General features: G+C 63.2%; 13 protein-coding genes. 10 read left to right on the plus strand and 3 right to left on the minus strand.

All coding sequences use genetic code 11. The features are described 5' to 3' along the window. Nucleotides 1-2 precede the first annotated feature (2 nt). Nucleotides 3-2,045 (plus strand): hydantoinase/oxoprolinase family protein, encoded by a 2,043-nt coding sequence (locus JQ609_RS25080; RefSeq protein WP_212275471.1) that lies wholly within the window; start codon nucleotides 3-5, stop codon nucleotides 2,043-2,045. A 95-nt stretch (nucleotides 2,046-2,140) separates the two neighbouring features. Beyond that, entirely contained in the window at nucleotides 2,141-3,376 is a 1,236-nt protein-coding gene (locus JQ609_RS25085; RefSeq protein ID WP_212275473.1) for an ABC transporter substrate-binding protein, read from the plus strand. A gap of 166 nt (nucleotides 3,377-3,542) precedes the next feature. On the opposite strand, the gene JQ609_RS25090 is transcribed toward JQ609_RS25085, so the two are convergent. Continuing rightward, nucleotides 3,543-4,757 (minus strand): mandelate racemase/muconate lactonizing enzyme family protein, encoded by a 1,215-nt coding sequence (locus JQ609_RS25090; protein ID WP_212275474.1) that lies wholly within the window; start codon nucleotides 4,755-4,757, stop codon nucleotides 3,543-3,545. A 103-nt stretch (nucleotides 4,758-4,860) separates the two neighbouring features. Beyond that, on the minus strand, nucleotides 4,861-6,102 hold the full coding sequence (locus tag JQ609_RS25095) for an amidohydrolase family protein (RefSeq protein ID WP_212208532.1): 1,242 nt from the start codon (nucleotides 6,100-6,102) through the stop codon (nucleotides 4,861-4,863). Nucleotides 6,103-6,269: 167 nt separating this feature from the next. On the opposite strand from JQ609_RS25095, the gene JQ609_RS25100 reads away from it, so the two are divergent. After that, the gene (locus JQ609_RS25100) at nucleotides 6,270-6,689 is read left to right on the plus strand and encodes a nuclear transport factor 2 family protein (protein WP_212275476.1); all 420 of its coding nucleotides are present in this window, start codon (nucleotides 6,270-6,272) and stop codon (nucleotides 6,687-6,689) included. Between the two features lie 101 nt (nucleotides 6,690-6,790). Here the strand turns inward: JQ609_RS25100 and JQ609_RS25105 are convergent, their stop codons facing one another. Then, entirely contained in the window at nucleotides 6,791-7,549 is a 759-nt protein-coding gene (locus JQ609_RS25105; RefSeq protein ID WP_212275478.1) for a GntR family transcriptional regulator, read from the minus strand. A gap of 192 nt (nucleotides 7,550-7,741) precedes the next feature. On the opposite strand from JQ609_RS25105, the gene JQ609_RS25110 reads away from it, so the two are divergent. The 7 genes from JQ609_RS25110 to JQ609_RS25140 all read left to right on the plus strand — a co-directional run bounded on the left by JQ609_RS25110 (nucleotide 7,742) and on the right by JQ609_RS25140 (nucleotide 16,613). After that, on the plus strand, nucleotides 7,742-8,608 hold the full coding sequence (locus tag JQ609_RS25110; protein WP_212275544.1) for an ABC transporter ATP-binding protein: 867 nt from the start codon (nucleotides 7,742-7,744) through the stop codon (nucleotides 8,606-8,608). Then, complete coding sequence (locus JQ609_RS25115) at nucleotides 8,605-9,381, plus strand: ABC transporter permease (protein ID WP_212208528.1); 777 nt, start codon at nucleotides 8,605-8,607, stop codon at nucleotides 9,379-9,381. Before JQ609_RS25110 ends, JQ609_RS25115 begins: the two co-directional genes overlap by 4 nt. Before the next feature lie 43 nt (nucleotides 9,382-9,424). Further along, nucleotides 9,425-10,450: an ABC transporter substrate-binding protein gene (locus JQ609_RS25120; protein WP_212208599.1), complete on the plus strand. Its 1,026-nt coding sequence runs from the start codon at nucleotides 9,425-9,427 to the stop codon at nucleotides 10,448-10,450. A 124-nt stretch (nucleotides 10,451-10,574) separates the two neighbouring features. Then, entirely contained in the window at nucleotides 10,575-12,017 is a 1,443-nt protein-coding gene (locus JQ609_RS25125) for an amidohydrolase family protein (protein WP_212275480.1), read from the plus strand. Between the two features lie 140 nt (nucleotides 12,018-12,157). Then, complete coding sequence (locus JQ609_RS25130) at nucleotides 12,158-14,539, plus strand: CaiB/BaiF CoA-transferase family protein (protein WP_212275482.1); 2,382 nt, start codon at nucleotides 12,158-12,160, stop codon at nucleotides 14,537-14,539. Beyond that, nucleotides 14,539-15,618, plus strand: a complete 1,080-nt coding sequence (locus tag JQ609_RS25135) for an ABC transporter ATP-binding protein (protein WP_212275484.1) — start codon at nucleotides 14,539-14,541, stop codon at nucleotides 15,616-15,618. The genes JQ609_RS25130 and JQ609_RS25135 overlap by 1 nt, the downstream gene beginning before the upstream one ends. Further along, nucleotides 15,615-16,613, plus strand: a complete 999-nt coding sequence (locus JQ609_RS25140; protein WP_212275486.1) for an ABC transporter ATP-binding protein — start codon at nucleotides 15,615-15,617, stop codon at nucleotides 16,611-16,613. Before JQ609_RS25135 ends, JQ609_RS25140 begins: the two co-directional genes overlap by 4 nt. The last annotated feature ends 23 nt before the right edge of the window (nucleotides 16,614-16,636 follow it).

Raw genomic sequence — 16,636 nt, forward strand, 5'->3', positions numbered from 1 at the left:
CGATGTACACAATCGGGGTTGACGTCGGCGGAACCTATACCGACCTGGTGGCCACGGATGCGTCCGGGCGCACGATATTCGCAAAATCACCATCCACGCCGGCCGACCAGTCGATCGGCGTCATGACCGGGCTGGAAGAACTGGCGCGGCGATTGAACACGACGCGTGCGGAGATGCTAGCCGCCACAGATCGGCTGGTGCACGGAACCACGGTTGCGACCAACGCGTTGCTGGAGCGCAAGGGCGCCAAGGTCGCGCTCTTGACCACCGAGGGCCATCGCGACGTCATCGAAATGCGCGAAGGCCTCAAGCCCGATCGCTACGATCTGCGCTCGCCGCCGCCGGAGCCCCTGGTGCCGCGCGAACTGCGTTTTGGCGTTCGCGAGCGGCTCAAGGCGAATGGCGAGGTCTTGATTGCACTGGACCAGCCCTCGCTTGATGAGGCCATCGCTGGCATCCGGAAATCCGGTGCAACTTCGGTCGCGATCTGCTTCCTGCATTCCTATCTCAACCCGGTCCATGAACTCGCCGTGGTCGAACGGCTCGCCAGGGAACTGCCTGACGTCAGCGTGTCGCGCTCCAGCGACGTGCTGCCGCAGATCAAGGAATATGAGCGCGTCTCGACCACGATCGTGAACGCCTATGTCGAACCGATCGTGCGGCGTTATCTCACCAATCTCGAACGGCGGCTGAAGGAGGCCGGCCTCAAGGGCAGCCTGTTCGTCATCCTGTCGCATGGCGGCATGGCGCCGGTCGAGGAAGCCTCACGCCTCGCCGCGGGCACGGTGCTGTCAGGGCCGGCGGGCGGGATGTCAGGCGGCCGACGCTGTGCTGAGCTGCTCGGCATTCCCGATCTGGTGCCGTTCGACATGGGCGGAACCAGCACGGACATCTCTCTCATTTCGGACGGGCAGGCCTCGCTCTCCGCTGATGGCCTGCTCGCGGGTCAGCGCATTGCGTTGCGCAGCCTCGACATTGCGAGCATTGCGGCTGGCGGGGGCTCGATCGCCAGCGTCGATGGCAGCCGCACGCTGCGGGTTGGTCCGGAAAGCGCCGGCTCGATTCCGGGCCCAGCCTGTTACGGCAATGGCGGGCAGGCGGCTGCTGTCACCGACGCCAATGTCGTGCTCGGCTATCTCGATGCGGCGGCTTTCATGGGCGGGCAGCGCCCACTCGACCGCGCGGCGTCGGAAGCGGCTGTCGATCGTGTCGCCGCAGCCATGGAGCTCTCGCGCGTCGAGGCCGCGGCCGGCATTTACCGCATGATCAATTTGAACATGGCCGACGGCATCCGGTTGATGACGTTGCGCCGCGGCGTCGATCCCAGGAAATTCGCGCTGCTGAGTTTCGGCGGCGCGGCGGGTCTGCACGCGGCCGAAGTCGCGCGCGAACTGGAGATCAAGCGCATCATCGTGCCGACGGTGGCCTCCGTGCTGTCGGCATGGGGAATGCTAACCAGCGATCTGCGCTATGAGATGAGCCGCACGCATTATGGCAAGGCAGCGCGCATTTCAGCCGGCGAAGTGCGTGAGCTGTTCGCCGAACTGGAACAATCGGCTACCGGTCGGCTGCGCTCATGGTTCAACGGTCTGCTGTCGATCGAACGCTCCGCTGAAATGCGTTACGGCGAGCAGATTTTCGAGATCGACGTATCGCTGGACGGTCTCGACTGGAATGCGCCCGATCTCGTCGACCGGATCGAGCAGCGCTTCCATCGCAAGCACGAGGAACTCTATACCTACGCATCGCCCGGCCAGGAGGTCGTGTTCGTCAATGCGCGGGTCGCGGCGGTCGGTGCGGTGGCGCCGAACGATCAGAACACGCGGCCGGCAGCATCCGCCAGCGCTTGCGTGCCACGCGGCAAGCGACAGGCGTTCTTTGGCGGCTGGCGCGAAGTGCCGGTCTACGCGCTCGATGCGCTGCAGCCCGGGCATTCGCTGACCGGCCCTGCCATCATTGAGGCGGAAACCACCACGGTGCTGGTCGATACCGGCGACCGTGTCAGCGTCAATGCGCTGGGGTGGCTCGATATTACGCTGCGCTGAACACAAAAATTGATTTCAACAGCGCCGGACTGGGCAGTATGGTCGCAAGCGCTGGGTTAGGCGTCACAAGCTTGAGTTAGCGTGAGGCCATGCTGATGAAAACAATAAAGGCAACTGGAACTATCCTGGCCCTGTTAGCCGCCGCGCTGTTTGCCGGCATGCCGATATCAGCGCGGCAAGCCCATGGCGGCGGCGTCACCGATACCGAAATCCGCATCGGCAACATCATGCCCTATAGCGGGCCGCTGGCTGCATTCGCGGCGATCGGCAGAGCCGAAGCCGCCTATTTCGACATGATCAACGACCGCGGCGGCATCAACGGCCGCAAGATCAAATTCATCTCCCGCGACGACAGTTCCAATCCAAGGATGGCGGCCGAGCACACAAGTCAATTGGTGGAGCAGGAGAACGTGCTGCTGATGTTCGGCTCGTTCGGGACGCCGAGCAATCTGGCGACGCGGACCTATCTCAACGAGAAGAAGGTGCCGCAACTCTTTGTCGCGTCCGGCGACGAGGAGTGGGCGCATCCCAAGCGATTTCCTTGGTCCATGGGCTGGCAGCCGACGTTTCGCGCCGAGGGACGGATCTACGCCAACTACATTCAGGCATCCTATCCGGATCGCAAGATCGCGGTGCTCTGGCAGAACGATCAGTTCGGACGCGATCTATTCAGGGGATTGCAGGAAGGGCTCGGCGTCACGGCCCGCATGATCGTGGCTGATATCGCCATCGAGGCCGATATGTCGATCGATGCCCAGGTCGACATTCTCAAGAATTCCGGGGCTGAGGTGCTCGTGCTCAATTGCGCGCCGCCAATCTCGGCGCGTGCCATCCGAAGAGCGGCCGAACTGGGTTGGTATCCGGTGGTGGTGCTGGTCAATGCGGCGGCTTCGATCGCGAATGCGCTGAGACCTGCCGGGCTTGCGAACGCCACGGGCGTGATCTCGACCTCGTTCCTCAAGGACGCAGGCGACACCACCTGGACGGAAGACCCTTCGATCAAGGCGTGGCTGTCATTCATGGACAAGTATTATCCCGACGGCGACAGGGAGGACAGTTACGCCATCTTCGGCTATGCCGCGGCCGAAACCCTGGTCCAGGTCTTGACCCAGTGCGGCGACGACCTGTCGCGCGAGAACATCATGCGGCAGGCCGCGTCGCTGAAGAATTATCAGAGCCCGATCATTCTGCCGGGCATTGCCATCAACACGGGACCTGCGGATTTTCACCCCATCAAGCAGATGCGGCTGGTGCAATTCGACGGCAGCGCCTGGCAGCCGATCGGCGACGTGATCGAGAGCGCGTTTGCGAGCAAGCCGGGCGATAATTGAACTTTCCCTCCGTCGTCCCGGCGAACGCCGGGACCCATACCGCGTGATCTCTCGATGAAGCGATATGGTCGATGCCTTCCGCAAAATGAAGGCCGGTGGTTATGGGTCCCGGCTCAAGGCCGGGACGACACAAGCTAAGGCTGCCGCTACCCATCCTACGCGGCGCCTACTTCTTCTGCCCGTAACTCAACAGCCCGCCCTTGCTCTTTGCCGGATGGGCGCGCAGGCCTTCCTCATTGGGTTCGGTGCCCCAGCCCGGCCGGTCCGAGATCACGAGGTGGCCGTCGACGATCTCGGGCAGATGGGTGAACAGTTCGTGGTCCCACGCCAGCCGGTCGATATCGGTTTCCATGATCCGCAAATTCGGCACCGCGGCGCAGAAGTGCGCGTTCATCATGGTGCAGAGATGGCCGTAGAAATTATGCGGGGCGACGTTGACCTCGAAATGCTCGGCGGCGGCCGCAATCTTCATCGATTGCCACACCCCGTTCCAGGGCGTGTCGATGATCGCGACATCCATGGCCTGTTCGTTGAAGTAGGGCAGGAATTCGCGGAGGCCCAGCAGCGTCTCGCAGGATGAGATAGGGTGCGGGCTCTGGCGGCGGATATAGCCCAGCGCCTGCGGATTGAAGGTGTCGATCTCGACCCAGAACATGTCCATATCCTTGATCGCGCGCAGGATCTTCAGATAGCCCTCGGTCTTGGCGTTGAAGTTGAGGTCGAGCAGCAGATCGACATCGGGCCCGGCGCCGTCCCTGATAGCTTCGAGGTGCATGCAGAGATTGCGGATCACCGTGCGATCGACGTTGATCCCCGGCTCAAATGGCGAACCGAAGCCAGGCCGCCAGCCCTGCGGCTTGCCGTCGGTGTAGACGAAGATGTTGGTCTTCATCGCGGTGAAGCGCTTTTCGCGGACTTCGCGGCCCATCGACTTGACGCCGTCGAGATCTGATATCGCCGGCTTGTACCAATCCGGATGATTGATGCGCCAGGTCGCGCAATGCGACCAGTAGACCCGGACGCGGTCGCGGATTTTTCCTCCCAGCAGCTCATAGCAGGGCACGCCGAGCGCCTTTGCCTTGACGTCGAGCAGCGCGTTCTCGATGGCGCCAAGCGCCAGCGCCACCACGCCGCCGGCGGCCGGCCGCGTTGCGGCAAACAGCTCTGCGTAAATCCGCTCATGCTGAAAGGCATCCTTGCCGACCACCCGCGCCGACAGCCGTTCGATTGCCGCCGTGACGCCGGGCGCGCCAAAACCCTCGTCGTACTCGCTCCAGCCGACGATGCCGTCTTCGGTCATGATCTTGACGAAGTGATAGTTACGCCAACCGGCGTCGCAGGAGAGCGTTTCAACGCTTCTGATCTTGGATGATTTAGTCATGATTTCCTGCCCGGCTGTTGTTTTCGTTGACCGATAACAACAACGGATTGGCAGGGGCGTCAATCGCGCGTAGCGCGATGCCCGTATGCGGCGGATGCGCTGCCTAAGCCTGCGGTGGAAACAGCGTCGGTTGGCGTCGCTCGAATACCTGACGCCCGTTCTTGAAGCCCATCAGCACATCGGGCAGTTCCGCGATCGCGTTCGGGCCGGTGTCGGTGTCGAGGATGACAAGATCGGCGGGATTGCCCGGCGCGATGCCGTAATCCCGCAGGTTCATCAGGCGCGCCGGCAAGTCCGTCACCAGATCGAGGCAGGCGTTGAATTCGCTGATCCCGGCGTGGGCGACATTGGCGTAGAAATTGGCCATCCGCAGTAGCGACGCATCGCCGAACGGCGTGAAGGGATTGAGCACGTTGTTGGTTGCGACCGAACACAGCACGCCGTTTTCCACCAGCCGATGCGCCGCGGTGAGGCCGCGTGGTGCATTGTGAGTGGCATCGCGCCCCATCAAATACAGATCGGTTGCCGGCAGCACCGTGACGGCGACACCGGCCTTTGCCAGCCGTTCGGTCGCGGCTTTCAGCCGATCCGGCGGCAGCGCCGAGAGCTTGGTCGCGTGGCCGATCGCTACGCGGCCGTGATAGTTGCGCCGCTCGGTTTGCCGGCAGACTTCCTCCAGATGCCACCAGGACGGATCGAGATCGAAGTCGAGATGCAGGTCGACATCGACGTCGAATTCCTGGGCGAGATCGAACAGTCTTTCGAGATGTGCGTTCGGGTCGGTGTCCATATAGGGACAGCCGCCGATCGCTTCGCCGCCGTCGCGCAGCGCCGCGACCAGGAGTTCATCTGCGCCGGGATCGTTGGTCAGGCCTTCTTGCGGGAACACGCAGATCGACAGATCGATCGCCCAGGCATAGTCGCGCTTCAGCGCCTTGATCGCCTCGAAACCGCGCAGCGCGATGCGCGGGTCGATCTCGACATGCGTACGCATCCGCGTGGTGCCGTGCACGATGGCGCGCTCGAGCACCCGCGCACCGCGGGCATAGACGTCCTCGACGGTGAAATCCCGTTTCATGGCGGCGACCGCAGCGATGGCCTCGCTGACCGTGGCATGGTCGTGCCCGCAGCGGCCGAGCAGGCAGGCCTTGTCGAGATGGATGTGGGTGTCGACAAAGCCGGCGAGGGCGAGCTTGCCGCCGACATCGATCTCGGGCGCGTTGCAGGCAAGCCGCGGCTCGATGGCGGCGATCCGCCCCTCGGATACGCCGATATCGACCGGGAGGGCCGAGGCCCGGGTCCGGGCGTTGCGGAAGATCAGGTCGAAGGCGGCGCGCGCGGTCATCAGGACTTTAGCTGTTTCTTGGCTGGTTCGAGGTGAGGGAGCCTAGCGGAAGAGAGGTTTAGAGGCAGCTCCAGATTGTGTGCAGTTTATAGGCCAAACTGTTCAAAATATGTGCATGCAATTCGGGGCCCCGATTGTAGTATTCCGGGGATCAGGAGCAGCCAGCCATGACCATTGCCGCCAAAGCCGAAAGCAAACCGATGTCGGACGCCGAGGTGGTCGAAGCCTATCTTACGGCCTCGATGATCCCGGATCCGGATGCGGCGGCGGCCTATATGAGGCCGGGCACCATCATCACCTTCACCGGCGGGCGCGAGTTCGATCATCCGCGCGGACCGACCGGCTTCAACGCAGGGCGCTATCGCTGGGTCAAGAAGAAGATGGATCGTTTTGATGTCTGTCCGGGGGCGGACGAGACCGTAGTCTACAGCATCGGCACGCTCTACGGCGAATGGATCGACGGCACTCCGTTCGAGGGCAACCGCTATGTCGATCGCTTTGTCGTGAGGGGCGGCCAGATCGTGAAGATGGACGTTTGGAACGATAGCGCCGAGAGAATTCTGGTGCAGCGGGGGATCGAGGCGTGAGGTCGTCATTGCGAAGAGCGAAGCGACGAAGCAATCCATCTATCCGTTAAGCCGCGCTATGGATTGCTTCGCTGCGCTCGCAATGACGGTCATAGACCGCGCTACCTAACCCTCACCACCTTCGGCATTTTCGCCACGCGGTCGCTCTCGCCCTCATCGGCATAGGGTGCCAGAATATCCAGCAAATCGCGGCCGCGTTGCGGGGCCGGCGCGACCAAAGCCCGGTTCGCCACGGAATCCAGATGGCTGTGCATCAGGTTCATCACCTTGGCCTCGTCGCCCTTGACCAAGGCTGCGATAATTCCGCGGTGCTCATTGATGGCGCATTCCGACGAATGCGGGCGGCTGTACAGGGATAGCGTCAGGCAGCAGCGATAGGCGACTTCGCTGACGTAACGCACCAGGATCGGGCTGTTCGTCATCTGCGCGAGCAGGATGTGGAATTCGGTCGCAAGCCGGATCGATACCGCGTCTGTGCCGTCTCGCGCGCCATCCTCGGCGTCGACATGCGCGTTCAACGTCGCGATCTGGGCTTTGGTCAGCTTGCCGGCGAGCTGACGCACCACGAGCCGTTCGAGCTCGATCCGGATATCAAAGGCGTCGCGGGCTTCCTGCCAGCTCGGCGTTGCCACGACCGCGATCCGGTTGCGGCGAAGTTCGACGAGGCCTTCCGCGGCGAGTTGTCCCAGCGCGTGGCGCGCAATGGTGCGGCTGACGCCGAAGCGCTCGCCCAAGGAATCCTCAGGCAGTTTCGCGCCGGGCTCCAGCGCCTGCTCGATGATGGCGCGGCGCAGCGCGCGGCAGATCACCCCGACCTTGTCGGATGATTCCGCATTCTTGCCGGCCGAACGAGGCGCCATGGACGAATCCTGAAGGAGTGCTTCGAATGCGCCCTCATATCACAAATGGACGACAATTGAGCGCCTGAATTGCATGCAGTTTGGCGGCCGGATTGCCTAAAAGGAATCCGCTGGTTTGGGCGGCCTTTGCGATGCCATTGATTTCAAACGCGAGTTCTGCTGGCATCCGGCTTGCATGCACTTGTAGCCATGATGCGCATGCAGCCACATTCCGAATTCTCCGGCGCGCCGGTTTCGGCCTCCGCCGCCCCCATCGCCATTGAGCTCTCTGACGCCTCCGTCACCTTCGGCCGCGGCGAGAGGGCGGTGCCGGCGCTGTCGAAAACCACGCTTCGGATTGCCGACGGCGAGTTCGTCGCGCTGGTCGGCCCGTCCGGCTGCGGCAAGTCCACTATCCTGCGCCTGGCCAGCGGGCTCGTCCAGCCGACCACCGGCGTCGTGATCGTCGGCGGCCGGGAAGTCGCGGCGCGGGCGCTGCGCGTCGGCATGGCGTTCCAGAATCCGACCATGCTGCCCTGGATGACGATCGAGCGGAACATCATGCTGCCGCTCAAGATCGTCGAGCCGTTTCGCTCGCAATTCCGCAAGCTTCGCAAGACCGAATTCCGCGACAAGGCCAACGCGCTGCTGGAGCAGGTCGGCCTCAAGGGATTCGGCAGCCGTTATCCCTGGCAGCTCTCCGGCGGCATGCTTCAGCGCGCCAATCTGTGCCGCGCGCTGATCCACGAGCCGCGCATGCTGCTGCTCGACGAGCCCTTCGGCGCGCTGGACCAGTTCACCCGCGAGGAACTTTGGTCGATCCTGCAGGACCTCTGGATGACCCACAAGGCGACCGTGCTGCTGGTGACGCATGATCTGCGTGAAGCCGCTTTTCTCGCCAGCCGCATCTGCGTGATGAGCGCGCGCCCCGGCCGCATCGTCGACGACAGCCCGGTCACCTTCAGCCGCCCGCGCACGGTGGCGATGACGTTCGAGTCCGATTTCGTAGCCCTGAACCAGAAGCTGCGCACCTTCATCGTCGATGCGCGCAGCGCGCCAGCCGAGGGAGCGGCATCATGACCGCAAGGGATATCAGACAAAAGGCCTGGTCGGCGGCACTGATCGTGCTGTTCTTTGTCGCCTGGGAACTGTTTTGCGTGATGACCGGGATGTCCGACCTGGTGCTGCCGCGGCCGTCGGAAGTCTTCGTGACGCTGTACCAGAAATTCCCGCTGCTGTGGCCGCATATCCTGCAGACGCTGGCGACGACGATGATCGGCTTCGTTCTCGGTGTCGGTCTTGGCGTCGTGCTCGGCGCGGTCATCGGCGTTTCCAAGACGGCTTACGACACGGCGTATCCGCTGCTGGTCGGATTCTCCTCGATCCCGAAAGTCGCTGTCGTTCCGATCTTCGTGCTGTGGTTTGGCTCCGGCTCGGTGCCGGCGGTGCTGACCGCGCTGTCGATCTGCTTCTTTCCGATCGTCGTCAACATCGCGACGGGGCTTGCGACCACCGAACCCGAACTCGAAGACGTGTTGAAAGCGCTCGGGGCCAGCAAGCTCGACATCCTCTGGAATGTCGGCCTGCCCCGCACCATGCCGTTCTTCTTCGCGTCATTGAAGGTTGCGATCAGCTACGCCTTTGTCGGCGCCGTTCTCTCCGAAACCGTGGCGTCGAACCGCGGCATCGGCAACGTGATGATGACCGCGTCCTCGAATTTCAACGTGCCGCTGGTGTTCGCCGGCCTGTTCGTGCTCGCCGGTCTCGGCGTCGCGCTCTACGTGATCTTCTCGCTGATCGAGGGCCGCGTCACCGGCTGGGCCACCCGAAAGAACGACATGATCGCGACATGACGATTTCACCAAACGCCATCCAACCCAGTCGAGGAGGTTCATGATGTTAACGAGAATAAGCGCCGCGCTGTTGGGACTATCTTTGTTCGCGGGTGCCGCGAACGCCCAGGAAACCACCATCAAGCTGACGCTGGGCTGGAAAACCCAGGGCAGCGACGCCGCGTTCTTCTATGCCAAGGACAATGGCTACTTCAAGGAAGAGGGTCTCAACGTCGTGATCGACCAGGGCGAGGGCTCCGGCGCGACGGTGACGCGGATCATGTCGGGCGCCTATGACGCCGGTTTCGGCGACGTCAACGCCATCATCCAGAACGCCTCGACCAAGCCGCAGGACGCGCCGGTGATGGTCTACCAGATCTGGAACCAGCCGCCGTTTGCAATCGTTACGAAGAAGACCAGCGGCATCAACACCATCAAGGATTTCGAAGGCCGCACGCTCGGCGGCGCGCAGGGCACGCCGACCACGCGACTGCTGCCGGTGTTCGCGCAGAAGAACAAGCTCGAGGGCGAGAAGATCAAGATCTCCAACATGGCGCCGAACCTGCAGGAGCCGATGCTGATCAAGGGCGACATCGATGCCGCGCTGGTGTTCAACATCACCAGCTATTTCAACCTGGTGCTGAACCGCCAGGATCCCGACAAGGACTATAAGTGGTTCTCGTTCGGTGATTACGGCCTCGATCTCTATTCCAACGGCCTGATGGTCTCCCGGAAGCTGATCGCGTCCAATCCAAAGGCGGTCGCCGGGCTCGTTCGCGCCGTCAACAAGGGCATGATCGCGGTCGCAAAGGACCAGAACGCCGGCATGAAGGCGGCGCTGAATTACGACAATCTGATCAATGTCGACGTCGAAAAGCGTCGGCTGCAATATTCCTTCGACAAGCTGATCGTCTCGGCCGAGATGAAGGAAATCGGCGTCGGCGACGTCAAGGACGACCGCATGACCCGCGCGATCGGCATCATCGTCGAAGGCTATCAGCTTGCCCGGGCGCCGGCGGCATCGGAAATATTCTCGCGCGAATTCCTGCCGCCACGCGCGGAGCGTGAATTGAAGTATACCGCGAACTAACCGCGTCATTGCGAGCGCAGCGAAGCAATCCATGCTATCACGCGGAGAAAGATGGATTGCTTCGTCGCTTCGCTCCTTTGCACAAACGCCTTGCGTTTGTTGCAGGCAATGACGGAGTGCTATAATGCCAATAGCCGTTGCCGCACACAGCCTATTCTCTGGCCCTGACGCCGGTCTAATCGAAAACGCCGTGCTGCGGCACGATGATGGCCTGATCACTTCCATCACCGAGGGCGCGCCGCCCGCCGCCGGCCCGCGCTCCCTCATCCTTCCCGCCTTCGTCAACGCCCACGACCATGCGCGGCCGACGGCGTCTTCGTTCGGCGCGATCGGGATGCCGCTGGAAAGCTGGATCCTGCGATCCGCGCTCGGTACGCCGGTCGATCCCTATCTCACCGCGGCCTCCGCGCTGGCGCGTTCGGCGCGGGCGGGGTGCGCCTCGATGATGGTGCATTACACGCGGCCGAGCGGGACCATGCCGCTGGTCGACGAAGCCAAGGCGATCGCGCGAGCGGCCTCCGATGTCGGCATCCGCATCGCGTTCGCCCTTGCGGTGCGCGACCAGAATCCAATCGTCTATGGCGATAGTGAATCGGTGCTGTCAGAGTTACCCGGTGATGACCGGAAGACGATCGAGGAACTGTTCGTTCGTGCGCCGATGTCGCCCAAAGCCTTTATCGAATTGACCGACGCGATTGCGGCAGCAATTGCGAGTCCCAAGGTCGATGTGCAGCTGGGTCCCGCAGGCGTGCAGTGGTGTTCGAAGCCGCTGCTTGAGGCGGTGGCGGAGAATTCCGCGCTGACCGGCCGCCGGATCCACATGCACCTGCTGGAAACGGTCTATCAACGCGCCTGGGCGGATGAGCATTTCCCTGATGGTATCGTTCGCTACCTCCGCGACATCGGCTTCCTGTCGGAGCGGCTGACACTGGCGCACTGCATTCATGCGCGGCCGAATGAAATCGAGATGATCGCCGCGTCAGGAACACGCATCGTGACCAATTTCAGTTCCAACATGCATTTGCGCTCGGGCCTAGCGCCGATCGCGGCCGCGCATCAATGCGGCTGCGCCATCGCCGTCGGCGTCGACGGTCTGGCGCTGGACGAGGATGACGATGTGCTGCGCGAGATGCGGCTGGTGCAGATGTTCCACGGCGGTCTCGGCTTCAAGCGAACCTGGACGCCCGCGGAGTTTTTCGGTCTTGCCGTCGCCAATGGCCGCAAGGCGACCGGCGCGCCGGGTACGGGCGCGTTGACGCCCGGCGCGCCGGCAGACTTTGTGACGATCGATCTCGATCGCCTCGATCGCGACGAGATCATGCCGGTCGATCCGATTGAACTGCTGTTCGCGAGAGGCAACGCGTCGCTGTTGCGCGAGGTGGTTGTCGACGGACGCGCGATCGTCAGCGAAGGCCGTTGCACCGGCGTCGATCTTCCCGCGATCGAGAAGGAGTTGCGCGGCATCTACCGGGTCAATGCCGGCAAACTCGGAAATTTCCGGCGCGCGTGGCCGCTGCTTTCGACTTCGCTTCAAAACTGGTTCGAAGCGCAACTGGATTGCAGTTAAGCGCATCGCATCGTTCGCCAATTCCGTATCACGGAAGAAAATTCCGCTTGCATCGACAGGCGGGCAAGGTTTCATGGTCAGCAACAAGAAACTGAACCGGCGCGCGCACGACGTCGGTCGTTTGGCCATGAGGAAGCGTGATGGGCGCGTTGGCGCATCTGCGGATTGTCGAGATCGGAAGCGCTGCGGCGACGAGCTATTGCGCGCGGCTGTTCGCCGATTTCGGTGCGACGGTGCAGAAGATCGAACCGCCCACGGGTGATCCGCTTCGCCGCGCCGCGCCGTTGACGCCAAAAGGTCACAGTGCCTGGTTTGCGTTTCTTAATTTCAACAAGTCGAGCGTGGCGCTCGATTCCAGCAACGTCGACGCTTCATCGCGCCTGACCGAACTGATCGCGGCGTGCGACATTTTGCTCGATGGCCGCGACATCAATGTGGCGGATTGTCCGGCCTTCGATCTTGCGGCGATCAAGCAGCGCAACCCCGGCTTCATTCATCTCGACGTGAGCTGGTTCGGCCGTGAGGGGCCGTATGCAGAATTCGATGCGACGGACTCGACGATACGTGCACTGACCGGACTGGTAAAATTGGTCGGGCCGGTTGAGGGACCGCCGATGCATGCGCCGGACTTCCAGACGGGCATCTTCGCCGGCCTCTGGGGGTTCATCGCGGCGGCTTCCTCGGTGCTGGGCCGGATGCAGGACGGGCGGGGACGGTCGAACTCCCTGAGCATTTTCGAATCCAGTATCGCGGTGACCGAATACATCATGTTCGAATCGTTCGTGCGCGGCGACATCATGCGGCGCATCGGCGTCAACCGTTTCTGGCCGACGTTCCCGGTCGGCATCTACGACACGAAGCAAGGCTGGCTCGGCGTTACCACGGTGACACCGGCGCAATGGCGCGCCTTCTGCGACATGCTGGGGCTGCCGGAATTGCGCGACGACCCGGCGCTGTTCATGGGCGTCGATCGCCTGCAGCATATCGACTTGATCGAGGGCAAGATCATTCCGAGACTGAAACAGCGCACCGCGCAGGAGTGGTTTGCCGAGGGCATGCAGCGCAAGATTCCGATCGTGCCGGTGCCCGACATCAGCGACCTCATCGCCGACGAGGAGAAGAAGGCGCGTGGCGCGATCGTGCCGGTTATGATCGGCAACGAAACCGGCTTTACGGCAGGCTCGATGCATCGCTTGACCGGAACACCGCCACGCCGCGGCGGCGCGGTTCCCGATATCGGCGAGCAAATGCTCGGCTGCGCGCATGTCAGCGAGGCCGCGAAACGGGTGCCGGTGCCTGCAGAGCAGGGATCAGGCCGTCTGCCGCTGGAAGGCATTGATCTCGGCGCCGACGTCATCAAGATCGAGGCCACGCAATATCCGGATTGGTGGCGCGGGGTGGACCGGCGGCCGGCCTATGTTCTCGAACAGATGTACGAGAAATCGGTGCGCTATTGCATCATGAACCGCAACAAGCGCGGCATCACGCTCGACCTGACTCGCCAGCAGGGCCTCAATCTCGCAAAACGACTGTTGGCGGATGCCGACGTCGTCGTCGACAATTACTCCGTCGAGGTATTGCCGAAGCTCGGGCTCGGCTATGAGGTGCTGAGCAAGCTCAATCCAAAGCTGGTCATGATGTCGATGTCGGCGTTCGGTGCGGGCAGTGTGAACCGCGACTGCCGCGCCTATGGCTCGACGCTCGAACAAGGCTCGGGCCTGCCTAGCGTGGTCGGCGATCCCAGCGGTCCGCCTGTGATGAGCCACACCGCGTTCGGCGATGCGGTCGGCGGCTTGAACGGCTGCGCGGCGGTGCTCACCGCGCTGATCCATGCCAAACTCACCGGCAAGGGCCAGTTCATCGATCTGGCGCAGATCGAATGCATGATGCCGTTTGCGGCGCCCTGGATCGTGGCGCATTCGATCGACGGCAAAGAACCGGTCAGATACGGCAACCGCCATCCGGACTTCGTGCCGCATGGCTGCTTTCCCTGCGCCGGCGCCGACAGCTGGATCGTGATCGCGGTTTCCAGTGATGCAATGTGGCCAGGGCTTGCGAAGCTGCTCGGCCGGGCCGATTGGGCCACTGACGCCTGGCTGAAGAGGGCGGCGGGACGGCGCGCCATCGAGCGTGAGATCGAGGCCGCTATCACCGCATGGACGTCAACGCGCGACCCCGAAGCGGCGATGAACGCATTGCAAGCCGCGGGCATCGCATCAGGCGTGGCGCGATTGCCGATCGAACTGTTGCAGGATCCGCAACTGCATGCGCGCGGCTTCATTCAGGAGGTCGACCGCGCCTTTATCGGAAAACATCCGCAACCCTCGATGCCGTTCCGTGAGGGCGCAAAGCCGTTTCCGATCCGAACGGCGCCGCCGACGCTCGGCGAACACAATCAGGAAATTCTCGGCGCGCTGCTCGGGCTTTCCGATGCCGAGATCGATCAGCTGGTCCGCGATGGCATCATCGGAACCGAGATGCTGATGGAGGAACAGCTTGTGAAGAAGCGGGCGGCGGGTTGATGGCAGCGGCTCAGCCGGCACAGCGCGGATCGGAAGCGGTTGCGGGCGGCCCGCAGGCGCTGATGTCGGTGCGCGGCCTCGGCATCCGCTTCAAGACCTCGCTCGGTGTCTGGCAGGCGACCCGCAAGATCGATTTCGACATCGCCCCTGGCGAGCGCGTCGGCATTGTCGGCGAAAGCGGCTGCGGCAAGACCATCACCGGGCTGTCGATCCTGCGGTTGTTGCCGAACAATCTGGCCGGGCTCGACGGATCGATCCATTTCGATGGCACCGATCTGGCGTCCTGCAGCACGCGGGAGATGCGTGCGATCCGCGGTCGGCGCATCGCGATGATCTTTCAGGAGCCGACGAGCGCGCTCGATCCGGTATTCACGGTCGGCCATCAGATCGCCGAGACGCTGCGCGTTCATACCGGCGTCACCAGGGAAGAGGCGAGGGAGCGCACGCTCGAGATGCTGCGCCGGGTCGGCATCGCCTCGCCGGAGCGCCGCATCGACGATTATCCACACCAGCTTTCCGGTGGCATGCGCCAGCGCGTGATGATCGCAGCAAGCCTGATCTGCGGACCGCAGCTGTTGATCGCGGACGAGCCGACCACGGCGCTCGACGTCACGGTGCAGGCCCAGATCCTGGAATTGCTGCGCGACCTCAGCGAGACGTCGAATACCGCGCTGATGCTGATCACGCATGATCTCGGCGTCGTCGCCGAGACCTGCACGCGCATGATCACGATGTATGCGGGCGAGGTGATCGAGGACGCCGCGGTCGATGACGCGCTGGTGCGGCCGCTGCATCCCTACACGTCCGGCCTGCTGCGCTCGTTGCCGCATCTCAGTCCGCGGCACGGCAAGCTGCCGTCGATCCCGGGCCGCGTGCCATCGATCATGGACATGCCCAATGGCTGCCGTTTCAAGGCGCGGTGCTCGCATGCGGTCGCCGGCTGCGAGAAGGAACAGGCGCTGCTCGATGCCGGCCATGGCCGCAAGGTCCGTTGCTGGCGTTTTCGCGAACTCGAGCTGCCCGGCGCCTTGCAGCACGCAGCGACGTCGCCAATCGCGGCGATGGTGGCCAGCCCATGACGACGCCGCACGCCGCCGATAATGCCATCGTCTCGGTCCGCGATCTCCAGGTCGGCTTTCAAACCACTGATCGCCGCGCCGTTGTGAAGGCCGTCGACGGTGTCAGCTTCGACGTTCGCCGCGGCGAGACCTTTGGCATCATCGGTGAATCTGGATCGGGCAAGACCACGATCGGCCGCGCGCTGGTGTTCCTGCTCAAACCCAGTGGCGGCGCGATCCTGCACAATGGCGTCGATCCGCTGGCGATGCCGCGGCAGCAGTTCCAGAACCATCGCCGCGACTATCAGATCATCTTCCAGGACCCGAATGCGGCATTGAATCCGCGCATGACGATCCTTTCATCGGTGCTGGAGCCGCTCGAACTGGCGCGGGCGGGATCGAGGGCCGAGCGGCTGCAGCGGGCGCATGAGGCGATGGATCGGGTAGGGTTGCCGCTGGACCTTGGCGAGCGCTATCCGCACCAGCTGTCCGGCGGCCAGAAGCAGCGCGTGGTGATCGCCCGCGCGCTCACGCTGCGTCCAAAGCTGATCGTCTGCGACGAGGTGGTGGCGGCGCTCGACATGTCGATCCGCGGCGACGTGCTCAATCTGTTCGCCGAGCTGCAGCGCGACCTCGGGCTTACCTACGTTTTCATCACCCATGATCTCGCCGTGGTGTCCCACATCAGCGAGCGGATCGCGGTGATGTATCTCGGCCGCTTTGTCGAATTGGGGCCGACGGAAAAAGTCTCGGAACGGCCGCTGCATCCCTATACCCAGGCGCTGCTGTCCGCGGAGCCGCGACCGCTGCCATCGACCATGCGCGGCAACAATCGCATCGTCCTGCAGGGCGAAATCCCGAGCCCGATCGATCCGCCGTCCGGATGCCGCTTCCGGACCCGCTGCCAATATGCGCAAGCCGTCTGCGCCGAAAAGACGCCGGACTGGCGCGAGCTGATGCCCGATCACTGGGTCGCCTGCCATTTCGCCGACCGCACGAATTTTTCACCGAACTAACAAGAACCGCCGGAGGAATTGCC

It is taken from the genome of Bradyrhizobium sp. AUGA SZCCT0169 (assembly GCF_018130085.1).
In the GTDB taxonomy this organism is placed as follows: Bacteria; Pseudomonadota; Alphaproteobacteria; order Rhizobiales; family Xanthobacteraceae; genus Bradyrhizobium.

Bases quoted from the DNA above. Each gene is read 5' to 3' on its own strand.
- JQ609_RS25105 (WP_212275478.1), bottom strand. From the start codon at position 7,549: ATGGCGCCTCGTTCGGCCGGCAAGAATGCGGAATCATCCGACAAGGTC.
- JQ609_RS25110 (WP_212275544.1), top strand. From the start codon at position 7,742: ATGCGCATGCAGCCACATTCCGAATTCTCCGGCGCGCCGGTTTCGGCC.
- JQ609_RS25090 (WP_212275474.1), bottom strand. From the start codon at position 4,757: ATGACTAAATCATCCAAGATCAGAAGCGTTGAAACGCTCTCCTGCGAC.
- JQ609_RS25135 (WP_212275484.1), top strand. From the start codon at position 14,539: ATGGCAGCGGCTCAGCCGGCACAGCGCGGATCGGAAGCGGTTGCGGGC.
- JQ609_RS25115 (WP_212208528.1), top strand. From the start codon at position 8,605: ATGACCGCAAGGGATATCAGACAAAAGGCCTGGTCGGCGGCACTGATC.
- JQ609_RS25095 (WP_212208532.1), bottom strand. From the start codon at position 6,102: ATGACCGCGCGCGCCGCCTTCGACCTGATCTTCCGCAACGCCCGGACC.
- JQ609_RS25130 (WP_212275482.1), top strand. From the start codon at position 12,158: ATGGGCGCGTTGGCGCATCTGCGGATTGTCGAGATCGGAAGCGCTGCG.
- JQ609_RS25140 (WP_212275486.1), top strand. From the start codon at position 15,615: ATGACGACGCCGCACGCCGCCGATAATGCCATCGTCTCGGTCCGCGAT.
- JQ609_RS25085 (WP_212275473.1), top strand. From the start codon at position 2,141: ATGAAAACAATAAAGGCAACTGGAACTATCCTGGCCCTGTTAGCCGCC.
- JQ609_RS25125 (WP_212275480.1), top strand. From the start codon at position 10,575: ATGCCAATAGCCGTTGCCGCACACAGCCTATTCTCTGGCCCTGACGCC.
- JQ609_RS25080 (WP_212275471.1), top strand. From the start codon at position 3: ATGTACACAATCGGGGTTGACGTCGGCGGAACCTATACCGACCTGGTG.
- JQ609_RS25100 (WP_212275476.1), top strand. From the start codon at position 6,270: ATGACCATTGCCGCCAAAGCCGAAAGCAAACCGATGTCGGACGCCGAG.
- JQ609_RS25120 (WP_212208599.1), top strand. From the start codon at position 9,425: ATGTTAACGAGAATAAGCGCCGCGCTGTTGGGACTATCTTTGTTCGCG.